The organism is Anaerotignum sp., from assembly GCF_040307045.1.
Taxonomy (GTDB): Bacteria; Bacillota; Clostridia; order Lachnospirales; family Anaerotignaceae; genus Chakrabartyella.
On sequence record NZ_JAWRKF010000017.1, the window covers coordinates 250,433 to 262,082 of the forward strand.

11 protein-coding genes and 3 pseudogenes are annotated in these 11,650 nt (G+C 36.3%); 6 read left to right on the forward strand and 8 right to left on the reverse strand.

Going from position 1 to position 11,650, the window contains the following annotated elements; genetic code table 11:
* Positions 1 to 11: 11 nt before the first annotated feature.
* Positions 12 to 533, reverse strand: coding sequence for a DUF1643 domain-containing protein (locus tag ABVZ64_RS09925; protein ID WP_352400859.1), 522 nt, complete (start codon positions 531 to 533; stop codon positions 12 to 14).
* Positions 534 to 560: 27 nt separating this feature from the next.
* On the opposite strand from ABVZ64_RS09925, the gene ABVZ64_RS09930 reads away from it, so the two are divergent.
* Positions 561 to 902 carry an ATP-binding protein gene (locus tag ABVZ64_RS09930; protein ID WP_352400860.1) on the forward strand — a complete coding sequence of 114 codons (342 nt, stop codon included), beginning with the start codon at positions 561 to 563 and terminating at the stop codon, positions 900 to 902.
* Positions 903 to 1,155: 253 nt separating this feature from the next.
* Here ABVZ64_RS09930 and ABVZ64_RS09935 read toward each other — a convergent pair whose 3' ends face one another.
* Positions 1,156 to 1,761 (reverse strand): lactate utilization protein, encoded by a 606-nt coding sequence (locus ABVZ64_RS09935; protein ID WP_352400861.1) that lies wholly within the window; start codon positions 1,759 to 1,761, stop codon positions 1,156 to 1,158.
* Between the two features lie 540 nt (positions 1,762 to 2,301).
* Entirely contained in the window at positions 2,302 to 2,559 is a 258-nt protein-coding gene (locus tag ABVZ64_RS09945) for a hypothetical protein (protein WP_352400862.1), read from the reverse strand.
* Positions 2,560 to 3,449: 890 nt separating this feature from the next.
* On the opposite strand from ABVZ64_RS09945, the gene ABVZ64_RS09950 reads away from it, so the two are divergent.
* Together ABVZ64_RS09950 and ABVZ64_RS09955 are read left to right on the forward strand one after the other, a co-directional pair.
* The gene (locus ABVZ64_RS09950) at positions 3,450 to 3,713 is read left to right on the forward strand and encodes a hypothetical protein (protein ID WP_352400863.1); all 264 of its coding nucleotides are present in this window, start codon (positions 3,450 to 3,452) and stop codon (positions 3,711 to 3,713) included.
* A 34-nt stretch (positions 3,714 to 3,747) separates the two neighbouring features.
* A complete protein-coding gene (locus tag ABVZ64_RS09955; protein WP_352400864.1) occupies positions 3,748 to 3,879 on the forward strand; it encodes an ImmA/IrrE family metallo-endopeptidase in 132 nt (43 codons plus the stop codon).
* A 420-nt stretch (positions 3,880 to 4,299) separates the two neighbouring features.
* On the opposite strand, the gene ABVZ64_RS09960 is transcribed toward ABVZ64_RS09955, so the two are convergent.
* The 3 genes and pseudogenes from ABVZ64_RS09960 to ABVZ64_RS09970 all read right to left on the reverse strand — a co-directional run.
* The gene (locus tag ABVZ64_RS09960) at positions 4,300 to 4,530 is read right to left on the reverse strand and encodes a hypothetical protein (protein WP_352400865.1); all 231 of its coding nucleotides are present in this window, start codon (positions 4,528 to 4,530) and stop codon (positions 4,300 to 4,302) included.
* A gap of 236 nt (positions 4,531 to 4,766) precedes the next feature.
* A pseudogene (locus ABVZ64_RS09965) lies at positions 4,767 to 5,962 on the reverse strand (IS256 family transposase).
* Positions 5,963 to 6,071: 109 nt separating this feature from the next.
* A pseudogene (locus ABVZ64_RS09970) lies at positions 6,072 to 6,278 on the reverse strand (helix-turn-helix domain-containing protein); the annotation flags it as partial.
* A 159-nt stretch (positions 6,279 to 6,437) separates the two neighbouring features.
* On the opposite strand from ABVZ64_RS09970, the gene ABVZ64_RS09975 reads away from it, so the two are divergent.
* The 3 genes from ABVZ64_RS09975 (at position 6,438) to ABVZ64_RS09985 (ending at position 11,162) form a co-directional block, all read left to right on the forward strand.
* Entirely contained in the window at positions 6,438 to 6,671 is a 234-nt protein-coding gene (locus tag ABVZ64_RS09975) for a hypothetical protein (RefSeq protein ID WP_352400866.1), read from the forward strand.
* Positions 6,672 to 7,664: 993 nt separating this feature from the next.
* Positions 7,665 to 7,841, forward strand: coding sequence for a hypothetical protein (locus ABVZ64_RS09980; protein ID WP_352400874.1), 177 nt, complete (start codon positions 7,665 to 7,667; stop codon positions 7,839 to 7,841).
* 303 nt (positions 7,842 to 8,144) lie between these two features.
* On the forward strand, positions 8,145 to 11,162 hold the full coding sequence (locus ABVZ64_RS09985) for an insulinase family protein (protein ID WP_352400867.1): 3,018 nt from the start codon (positions 8,145 to 8,147) through the stop codon (positions 11,160 to 11,162).
* Here ABVZ64_RS09985 and ABVZ64_RS09990 read toward each other — a convergent pair.
* A pseudogene (locus ABVZ64_RS09990) lies at positions 11,163 to 11,384 on the reverse strand (IS3 family transposase); the annotation flags it as partial.
* A 12-nt stretch (positions 11,385 to 11,396) separates the two neighbouring features.
* The gene (locus ABVZ64_RS09995; protein WP_352400873.1) at positions 11,397 to 11,615 is read right to left on the reverse strand and encodes a DDE-type integrase/transposase/recombinase; all 219 of its coding nucleotides are present in this window, start codon (positions 11,613 to 11,615) and stop codon (positions 11,397 to 11,399) included.
* Between the last annotated feature and the right edge of the window lie 35 nt (positions 11,616 to 11,650).

Here is an 11,650-nt window from a genome sequence, read left to right on the forward strand (position 1 = left end):
CGAAATATTTTTTAATATTGTGGATATTGTGTCAAAGTCCATCCATCGCTATAACCTATGCTAGGATGACAATTAATGTTGCCCTTACAATCTTTAAAACATTTCGGTGATATGTTTTGATCTTTTAAAATGCCATTAACTTCATCAATTGCATTTTTATATATTTTTTTACTCTCAGCATCTCGTCCCCAAACAATTACAACCTTTACTGCTTCTTTTATGACTTTTTCAATTATTTCAAGATTTTTATCATGGTGCTCATTCAATTTATCTTTTATTGCCAATTGATCCTTGCTCCTGCAAGGGAAGAGATTAACCATGCTCAGTGACCCAAACCCATTATTTATAGCATAATTGGTAATATTCATAATGGTTTTATCAAATATCAATTCAGTCGCATCGCTTGGATTTATTCCGATAAAAACTATTGACGGTAAACCCGAGTTCCAAGTTTTTTCTAGTAAAAATCTATATTTTTCATCTTCCGTATATAACGCTTTGCTTTTAACCACAATTTCTTTACAAACACACATCTTTGAACTCCTTCATTATCCTACTTCATGCAAAAATTCTTTAATGCTGGCAAAACACATCTTGCAACGGCGATTGCCCTGAAAACCTGCCAAGAAGGACGAAAAGTCTGCTTCTACACGGCGGCATCCCTTGCTAATATCCTCTTGGAGAAGAATAACAAAGGTACGCTAAACAACTACCTTGTCACTCGAAAAAAGGTAGAACTCATTGTGATTGATGAGGTTGGCTTTGTGCCACTACACAAAGACGCTGCGGAATTGCTTTTCCAGGTAATCTCCGACTGCTATGAACAAAAGGCATTATTATTACTTCCAATCTGGAGTCCTCCCAGTAGAATACTGTTTTGGGGTCAACCGCCTGACTGCTGATTTAGTTGACCGGCTCATTCACCATTCCCACATTGTTATCTTTTCCGACGAAAGCTACCTACTCACACAGTTCTTACGACGACACGCTAGCGTTATAAAAGGCTTGCAAAAGGGCTCCACCTGTTAGCGCACCTAAGGGTGAGCGTTGGGGCCCCTATGCAGATACTATACAAGTATATTAGGTGCTGAGGGGTGCTCACCTTTTTGACGCCCTTTTACTCACATTTCTACTTGACGAACACACTCCTTATCTCTAAAAACCTAATGTTTCATTAATTATTACAACTTCCATTTCAATATCATCCATTTTGTTTAAGTAAATCATCATACCATTACAAATTCTATCGGGACTGGAACAATTAAAACATTTTGTTCCTTCCTTGGCACATGGCGTTTTTAATCCCAACCGCATAGCATTACGTGGTGCAGAAACATTTCTTGCACGCCAAACAGCTTCTTCAAGTGTGGGCACAAGTTTATTAACCCCTACGACCAAAAAGACTTTTTCATGACCAAATATTGAGCCAGCTATACGATTGCCAGTCCCATCAATATTAACAAGTTCACCTGTTTCAGAAAAAGCATTAATTGATGTCAAAAATACACTAGCAGTCAAACTTTTTTTAGCTATATCTAAAAAACCCCACCCATATAAATCATGTTGAGGATCGTAGACTTCATTATGAAAAGAAAGACTCTCATATAATTTTAAGTTCAATAAAGTATCCGAGTCTCCAAAACCGACAATTTGGTTGTTAATTTCATGGCTTAAGTAGGTAGAAGCATCTTTAGAGTTTTCAAAATATGAAACAGAGTACCCTTTTTGTTTTAAAGATTTAATAGCTTTTTGAATATTCATTTTACACCACCTAACATAAATAATCTCTAAAATAATTGAAATTTATTTTTAATTGTACCATATTTTCATTGAAAATACTTATAAAAACAAAATCCCCCTATCATCATAAACCGATGCACCACCGCTATTTCCACAGCGTATGCCGCTGTTCAACACCATAATCGTCCCATTGGCACCGTCTATCTTCTCTGTGGACTTTTCCTTATCTATCGCCTGCTAGCTGTCTGCCAGAGAGCGAACATCTTTAATAACATCTAAGAGTAACTCGTTTCTACTCATGCTTTTACACCTCCCTCTGCAATTTCGCTGATACACAGTGATTCCACGCTGTCTCCCGGAACGATGATTGTAAGTTTTTGCTTATCTCCGAAAAAAAATCTTAATAGACGTTCTCGGATGTGATGTTACGGTAACTTACAATTCCGGCATTCACAGGTTTTTTAGAAACACTGATTCTTAATGTGTGCTTCATATCTGCACCTACCTTTCTGAAGGCTGCTTTTTTTGTCCTTCACTATACGGAGATTTAAAGCAATTGTTTTAGGGTGTTTCAGAAATTTTTAATCGTTTCTGCCATATGCTGATTATCAATGTCTTCATTAAGATGCTTTCAGGGCTAGCCTTATCAGCAAACTCCTCTCCTTCAAAGTCCACTGCATCAAACGCTAGGCAGTGATAGCGTTCCTTGCGGTCAAGGTTGTCCTCCACTCGTCTGGAATCAAGAATAACAGCTCCTATTTCCTTGCTTACTTCAACTTCTGATTCAGCTCCATCTGCAAATTTGTACATGAATTTCATTTTTTTGTCCTCTCTGTCTGAAGGACGCATCTGGGGCGAAAGGACAAAAAAATAGGACAGCACAACGCAGTACACCGACCACGGCCCGAAAAAAGGACGCAACAAGGAGAGGGTATTGAAAATTGCGCATTTTTCACCCTGTAAAGTGAAAAAGACCAATATTCGTATTCTTCGCCCTTAATGCATGTCAGGCTCTTGATATTTGATTTGTATATTACTTCTTAAAAGTGCAAGGTTTTTACACCTTATAAAAACACGAAAAAAAGACCGGCAAATAGACTTAAACCAATCATCAAAAGGGTATAGTTATCCCTTTGATGTGGCAAAAGCCTATTTACCGGTCCCTTAATGGTGCTCTGTCTGCAACAGACACATGAGGCTTTTAATAAAAGCCCTGTGCCTGCGTGATGTCTCAATTACCATCACTGTTTCACACACACTGCCAAGTTCGATTCCTTCGATAAACTTTAACGGTGCAGAACGGCGATCTTCACGATGCACTGTTTATGTTTGTCTTGTCAGAAGAACTTAACATATAAATGGAATTTACGCCCCAATTGCATAAAAAATAATACCATTACTATTGCCATGTCATATTTTTCTATTATAATGTTGTCGATGTAAATATAGTTTTATAAATCCTATATAATATTTGAAATTGTATTTATTAAAGTACATTTATAACAAAAAACCTAGAGAACTAAACGACTTGCATTTTTAAAACACCTATACTTTATTCGTTCATAAAACCTCTTACCAATACATCTTAGGCTTTTAAAAACAATTGAAAACGTTAATTTATAGCTCCACTAGCATAAATGACGTGATATCTATAATAACAAAAAATTTCTTCAATTACTTTTACTTGAAATTGGCACAGGAGGGTTATAATGCCATTAGAAACACAAATCAAAAATACACTGAACGACTCTATGAAGGATTATATTGAATCAGAGACATATAAAAAACAGGTCGAGAATATCAATAACCAAGGACAGGAACTTCGCTTCCAGCTTAATGAGCAACAGCAACAACAGTTAGATACCTTAATAGAAGACATTAAAAATTTTACTAATAGTTTTACTTCCGAGGCATATTTAGTGGGTGTTATTAAGGGTATAGCTTTAACAGAGAAATTTTCTCATACTTTATGATAAAATTCATTAAAGGAAAGGGTTTCAAGTTTTATTGTACAACAACGATAATAGCTGTTATGAAAGACAACGATGGACGATCCTTCACGAAATAGGACATATATACCTTGGTCATCTTGAACCAGATTGTCAGTTATCCTCTACGGAAAAAGAAGCAGAAAGCTAACTTCTTTGCCAAGTACAGTATCGCCCCACCACCACTAATAAATTACGCAAATTGCAGCTGTCCAAAGTACGTTGCCAACCACTTTCATGTATCCAGTCAGGCTTCCATTTATCTCTTTGATTACTATCAAAAATGGTTGCACTTCAGTCCAAAAAAATATGAGCAATTTGAATTTGCAATGATAGTTAGGTTCTTAACTGCATAGCAAAAAACTACTGACAATTCACCGTTAAACTCAGGGATTGTCAGTAGTTCTTATTTTAATGTTTTTACAACAGATATGTTGTCACTTTCAGGACGGGCGCCTCGTAACGTCATTCTATCAGAGGACTGAAACCATATCTGATTTTTTTCACCTTTTACCACATAAAATAAAGGTCTTTAGTAAATCCAGAGATTCAGCTTAATTCCCCCTGTAATTTACCCTATACAACTAATAGAAGCATCAATCGTACTCAACGAAAGATTAATCTCATCAAGTTTCCCACAAACATCAGTAAGATCATATCCAATAGCACCTTTGATATCCCTAACTGATGCAACAATATCTGTGATGTCATTTGAACCAAAACCGGTTAAGACATCTATTTTATTATTCAATTCAGCCAGCTGGTCTCTAATTTCCCCCATAACCGCAATTAATTCTTCCATAATCAAACTCTCCTTTTATTAGTATAATTTCATAACTCAGATGGTGCTAAAATGCATTAACAAATATCATTTACACCGCAATTTTTTATAATGACTAAAATTCTTATGGCGCTAAAACCACATACTAACAAAAATGAACTTATTCACATTTTTATTTTACCATAATACGGAAGAATTTTCCATATAGTGTCAATAATTTTTCGCAAATTCTTTTTTAACCGTTAGGTAAGTGTTAGTCAGCCAGCTATGATATCAGACTCGTTTTGAATATCCAATTCCTTAAGGTGCTTCATATTCATATAGCGTTTTGCTCCCCATTGGGTTCCTGCCACATGACGAAGTCTGGCACATACAAGCATCAGGGCACTTTTCCCATCTGGAAAAGCACCGATTGCTCGGGTTCTGCGCTTGATTTCTCGGTTTAATCTTTCAATGGTATTATTGGTTCGGATTCTTTTCCAATGTTGGGTAGGGAAATCCATGAATGTAAGAGTTTCTTCGATTCCATCCACTATTTTCTTAGCCGCCGAACCTAGCTTCATTTCATGGAGTTTTTCAGCTACCTGCATCGCTTTTTCTCTTGCAGATTCTTTTGATTCTTGTGCATGGATGGCTTTTAGCATCATAGAAACTTCTTTCATTTTGGTACGTGGGGTTACTGAGAAGATGTTTCGGTAAAATGTACTGTGCACCTTTGTTACTTTGCTTCTGGGAACACCTCTGGAATAGATTCCAGCATCTCAAGGCTTTTATCACCAATAATGAGACGCACTCCTTTAAGGCCACGTTCTTTGAGCCAAACAAAGAAGTTTTTCCAGCTTTCACGATCTTCTTTCATACCTTCAGCTGCACCTATGATTTCACGACACCCATCCTCATTGACACCAATAGCGACCAAGATGGAGACATTTTGGATTTCACCACCCCAACTGCGTTTTAAGTAAACGCCGTCTACATAAATATATGGGTAAGAATTTGTCAATTCACGGCTTCTCCATGTTTCAATATGTTCATAAGCTTTTTTATTGAGATTGCTGATTGTTCCAGGAGATACCTTAGTTCCCCAAAGGGCTTCGGTAATATCTTCTACACGGCGAACGGAAACACCAGCAAGATACATTTCAATAAGCGCTTCCTCGATAGAACATTCTCTCCGGCGATATCGCTCAATAATAGCGGTCTCGAATTGAATCCCCTTTAATTTGGGCATTTTTAAGGTTACCTCGCCGGATGTAGTCTGAAAGTTACGGCTGTAATGACCAGAGCGATATCCTTTACGCTCACCTGAGCGTTCATATTTCTCGGCATTAACGAGTTCATCAGCCTCATGGTCAAGCATGGCGTTAAGTGTTTCTTTAACGCTGTTACGCACTAAATCTTTCAATTCGTTACGGATAAGTTTCTGATTTAACTGTATAATGTTATCAGACATGTTCTATTGCCTCCTTTGCGAGATTTGGTTGTGGTGACTTTATTTTACCAACCGGCTATAGACCATGTCTTTTTTATGAAAATGAATTTGCGAAATTAATTATACGTTATCAAGTTCCTTGTCCATTCAGGTAATCCGATACAGCACTTAGTTTTAATTCAAGCGAATAAGCAGTATTTTTTGTTAAAGGCATTAAGGCTGATTCACCCAGTGACTGATAGTTTGAAGTCCAGCTTAATACAGATTGAGGACGTATACCCAATCGCTTAGCTGCATAAGTTGCAGATGTTTTACCTTGAAGACATCGCAATACAGCATTTAACTTTTTTCAAATGAACACTTTGATTTTTGAGGCATAAAAAACTCCCTTCTAAGTGACAAGTTTTTTATTATTCCACTTGTCTACCTAGAAGGGAGCATACCAATTTGTTTGGCATTCTTTGCGGCGCTGTTGTAACCAGTAGGTAATTATACCTTGTCCGAGGATGCATACGTATATATCAATAGTCAAGATCTGGTTGGGCTCTTTCTTCAAACAAACTATATGTCGACCCAGTGTAATTACCCTTGTATTGGTAATTGTGGTACTTCGGTAATACGCATTGATAAATCCGTCAACGAAATGATTGATGCTATTTCTGCTTTGGAAGTTGTTTTGCAGCTGAAGCTTCCACCATTCAAAAACTGCCTCTGTGATAAAATCGGATGATTTTTAGACATCAAAATCTATAGACTTTACAGAATGATTTTAGCCTAATCATCATTCAACCTACCTAAAGCTAATCTATCAACTCAACCTAAAGGATTGACCAGTTCCCAACAAGCGATTTCACAAGAATTTCCAAGAATTTATACCACTTAAGAATTTCACTCAAAACCTCAGAAGCTTTATATTTCAAGCCTTTTTAGACCCCTTACTTGTCAGCCCTTGTAATCAACACTACACTCTCAACGTGGGCTGAGAGTAGGCATGTGCTATATCTTTTTAGAGGGATTTTTATGGTTATTACTTTATTTTCAAGATTGCACGTGAGGACAGCTTTGGTGTTTTATGCCTTTGGTCGTTAAAGGAAACTGATCAACGGGATTTTATGTCTTGGATTTAGGGGATAACATTGATATTCTATGCCGTTTGTCGTAGCAAAGTCATCGCAAAGAATGCTAACGAACGTACATAGTACAATCATATTTCATCTATTCATAATACTTCCTATACAAAGTCAACTTATAAGTGCTTTATGTACTTATAAGTTGGAAAACTATCAGTTATGTTATTAATTTGTTACATTATAAACCATATTGGTCAACATATGCTTCCCAAAAACCGGTGATAATACAATTTCCATTAACATAGATGATGTACAAATTGCACAAGCATACAGACTTGTATTTAAATATATTGATACTTTTTATAATGTGTAGCGAATTCACAGTCACTGCGGATATATGTCCCCAGATGATTTTGAAAAGATCTATTAAAAAAACAATGATAACGAATTACAATTAGCAGGTTAAGATGAGGATAATTTTCTCATTTTAACTTGGACTAAATCCTGACATAGAACCAGAACAGAATTGGTCAGAAAATACGTTATTTCTTAGGTTTTTTAACATTAAAAGTGAGTTTGGAAAAGTTTTTCTGTAAATAAGGTTATATAAGGTCTTCTATGATAAAATATTATATCATAGGAGGCCTTTAATTATGGCAAGAGAAAAGAAACCAGTACACAAGGTACAAATGACAGACGCAAAACGCAACATCATTCAACAGCTCTTGCAGGAGTATGACATTCAGTCAGCCCCCACTCTAATTTATGTAATTGGAATATCCGACATCATATTTACCATACAAAATAGTTTGGTTTATGAAATGTGGTAGCGAGTGGGAATAAATAAGCCAACTCGTGCGCACCCTGAGTTTGCTAGGTTCGTAGGGGTTTTTATTTTCAAACCGTACTAAAAACATTCTACTATTTTTTAAAAATTGATTTACCTAATTTTGAAAGCATCTGCATTTACATCAGCACCACATTTCCCTCTTTTCTTTCATTTCCTAAAAACTCTCTATTCGCATTCTTAATAAAATTTATTTGGAATTTACAAAACAATTTGTAAAGCACTGCTACTTCTGATAAAATTAACTAAGTAGCCAAACCAACGAAAAACAGAAAGTGGGGGTAAAATGAGAAAAAAAACTTTATTATTTTTTACAGCAATATGTATTACACTTTTATCGGTGGTCACGCCCATAAGGACCGTAAACGCCGCCAACGCACCTTCTTCACCAAAAATGGGGGATGTGATTCACGGCTTTGAGCTTACGCACAAAGGTTACGATTCCGCCATACAAGCCAATCAGTATTTGTTTATTCACCAAAAAACAGGTGCTAAATTTCTTGTGTTAAAAAACAGCGATACCAACCGTGGTTTTGCCATTAAATTTGATACCGTTGCAGAAAATAATAAAGGCATTAACCACATTCTGGAGCATTGTGTTATGAGTGGCAGTAAAAAATACCCTCTTAATGAACTCTTTTTTACATTGGCTAATACAACCTATATTTCTTATACCAATGCATATACTTATCAAAATTTTACTACTTATCCCATTTGTTCTGCCAATGAGGCACAATTATTAAAATCGGCAGACATTTATTTGGACGGGGTTTTTAACCCACTTTTGTTAGAAAACGAAAAAATATTTGAACGAGAAGGTATCCGCTATGAATTGACAGATGAAAGCTCCCCACTAAATTATAATGGCATTGTATATAATGAAATGCAGGGCGCTCTGGCAAATATAGAGAGAGCTTCCTACCATAATTCAATGAAAACTCTTTTTCCAAATAGTGCTCAAAGTAATAATTCTGGTGGCAATCCAGAAGATATTACCACCTTAACCTATACTGAGCTCATGGAAACCTATCATAAAAATTATCATCCTTCAAACAGCACAATGGTGCTTTACGGTGATGTAGATTATGAACCGTTTTTAAAACTGGCAGACGAAAATTATCTGTCAGCCTACAGCTATAGAGAGCATACTCTGGACAGTGGCACGAAACCAATCTTTCACCAACTACAAGAAAACACCTTTGAATTCGCTGTTTCAGAAGACACTGATACCAAAAATTCATCGGTTATTGAGCTTGTTTTTGCAACGAAAGACACAAGAAAAAATAGTTTTGAAAGTTTTGTTGCCTTAGATATTGCTGTAAACTTATTAAACCTTGATAGCTCCCAAATGAAACAATCTCTGCTAAAAAGCAATATAGCAGATTCTTATGAAATTTATTTGGATGAGGGTATTTTTCAGCCTGTGGTTCATTTCGTTGCTGTCAATGCCGACCCCCAACGCAAAAACGATTTTTATAACGTGGTAATGGCAGAATTAAAAAAATTCGTAAGTAATGGGTTTGATAAGGATTTTGTCAAAGCCTCCCTTCGTTCCTTGGAGTTTCAACGAGACGTGGGCACTACAGAAAATACTGCAATAAACAGCCTAATTTCCGCAAGCATTTATGATAATATATTAGGCAATCCCATGCCCAATTACGATAATGCCTTTAATAGCGTAGCCTCCAAATTGGATGATGGGATTTTAGAAAATGCCATTGAAACTGAACTTGTGAATAATACTTCTGCAGCACTAACCGTCACCGTTCCTAAAGCGGGGCAGCTTGAAAAACAACAGGAGGTAATTGCTCAAACACTTGCCCGCAAAAAAGCATCTATGTCAGAGGCAGAAATCAAGGCATTGGTTCAGAAAACAGCAGAATTTAACGTTTGGAATAATCGTGAAATTTCCCAAGATACACTAGATTCCCTTCAGGCTGTAAGTCTCAATGAAATTGAAATAGAAATAAAGGATAGAAATATAACTGAAACCACCGTAAACGGCGTAAATCTAGTGCACGCCAATGCAGATGTTAATGCAATAAGTGGCATTTCCATAAATTTTGATTTAAGCCATCTAACCCCAGAAGAATTCTTATATTTGCAGTTTTACAATGACATGATAAGAAGCGGAATGGCTACAGATAACAGAAAAGAAAATCAAGTAATAAATGAAACCTTATATAAAACCTACAACCAGTCAACAGAATTAAACGTGCATAAGGATGATAAAAATGATACTTCCGCCCATCCTGTTTTTAGTGCAAATTATTATGGCTTTCAAGATGAATTTTCTGATTCTCTGGATTTGATTTCAGATATTTTATTAAATTCCAAAGTTTCAGATATTTCAACTTACTCCACGAGAACCATTGCAAATATTAAAAGTCGTTATCAAACTTTATTTACAGAACCCATCGACCTGGCTTTCATGCGTTCGATGGCTTATTCCAGCCCTTCCTCTAGATATCTTAATTACTTGAAAGGATTAGATTATTATAATTTTGTTATAGCTTTAGAAAAACAGCTTCAAACCACTCCCACTGAAGTGGCAGATAAAATAGCCAGTGTTCGAGCAAAAGCATTTAATAAAAATAATTTAACTATACTGTTGGCTGGAAATTCCACAGCGAAAAATAAATTTGAAGCGTCTATGGGAACCTTTACCCAGAAACTGCCTGATGCTTCCTACCCTAAAGCAGATTATATACTACCTACACCAGCCAAAAGAGAGGCACTAACTGGTGATTTAACTGTACAATACTTAGTTGCAAATGCACCTTTATTAGAGAACAACGTACCTATCAGCGGAAAAAACCAGGTAATCGGCAGTATTTTGGATACTCTTTCTCTTGTACCTGAAATTCGCCTAAATGGGGGTGCATATGGTGTAGGCGCATTTTTTAGCGAAAATAATTATACCGCATACACCTATCGAGACAACACCTACGCCACTTCCCTTGCAACCCTTAACACAACAGATGAATTCATTAAAAGTCTTGACGGTAGTATGACGCAGAAAGTTTTGGAAACCTACAAATTGTCAGCCTATGCCTCAGCAACAAAAAGTTCTGGAGAATTAAAAAGTGCGTTAAATACTTTAACTCGCAATTGCATGGGTATTACCACACAGGATTCAATTCATTACTTAAATGAAATAAAAGAAACCAGCCTCGAGGATATATCCGCTTATGCTCAATATTTTGAAAATCTTAATAACAACATGAACTACGTAGTTTTTGCCTCCCCAAGTGACATTGATGAGAATAAAGATTTATTTGATAGGATTATTGCACTTCCTTAATTAGGCTTTCAGTGTGTATAGGACTATAGTCAATAAGTTGGACACAAAAATACGAAATTTGGCATTAGAAAAATGACTTTTCAATCTCGAAGGAGTCGAAAAGTTAATAGCAGAATGTATACGGTTTCTGTTATAGAAACCCTCAATATAGTCAAACAAGCTTAACTTCGCATCATCAAAATCCGAGTAGTGGCTAAGGTAAACTTCTTCTTTTTTAAGAGAGGCATGAAAAGACTACATCGGAGCGTTATCAAAAGGGCAACCCTTCTTGCTGTAGGAAAGCTTCATCCCATGTTTTTCAGCTGTATTAAGATAGTCCATAGAGGTATACTGAGAGCCTCTGTCACTATGCAAAATAACACCTCTAGGATTACCTTGTTTATAGCAGGCGTTCTCAAGAGCAGAGATAACAAGCTGCTTATTCATTTTTCTAGAAAAGTTAAATCCTACAATTTACTAGTACAAACATCAAGAATACTAGCTAAATA

Coding starts and splice junctions, on each gene's coding strand:
- ABVZ64_RS09930 (WP_352400860.1), top strand. CDS start 561: ATGCAAAAATTCTTTAATGCTGGCAAAACACATCTTGCAACGGCGATT.
- ABVZ64_RS09980 (WP_352400874.1), top strand. CDS start 7,665: ATGGCAAGAGAAAAGAAACCAGTACACAAGGTACAAATGACAGACGCA.
- ABVZ64_RS09925 (WP_352400859.1), bottom strand. CDS start 533: ATGTGTGTTTGTAAAGAAATTGTGGTTAAAAGCAAAGCGTTATATACG.
- ABVZ64_RS09935 (WP_352400861.1), bottom strand. CDS start 1,761: ATGAATATTCAAAAAGCTATTAAATCTTTAAAACAAAAAGGGTACTCT.
- ABVZ64_RS09945 (WP_352400862.1), bottom strand. CDS start 2,559: ATGAAATTCATGTACAAATTTGCAGATGGAGCTGAATCAGAAGTTGAA.
- ABVZ64_RS09960 (WP_352400865.1), bottom strand. CDS start 4,530: ATGGAAGAATTAATTGCGGTTATGGGGGAAATTAGAGACCAGCTGGCT.
- ABVZ64_RS09985 (WP_352400867.1), top strand. CDS start 8,145: ATGAGAAAAAAAACTTTATTATTTTTTACAGCAATATGTATTACACTT.
- ABVZ64_RS09950 (WP_352400863.1), top strand. CDS start 3,450: ATGCCATTAGAAACACAAATCAAAAATACACTGAACGACTCTATGAAG.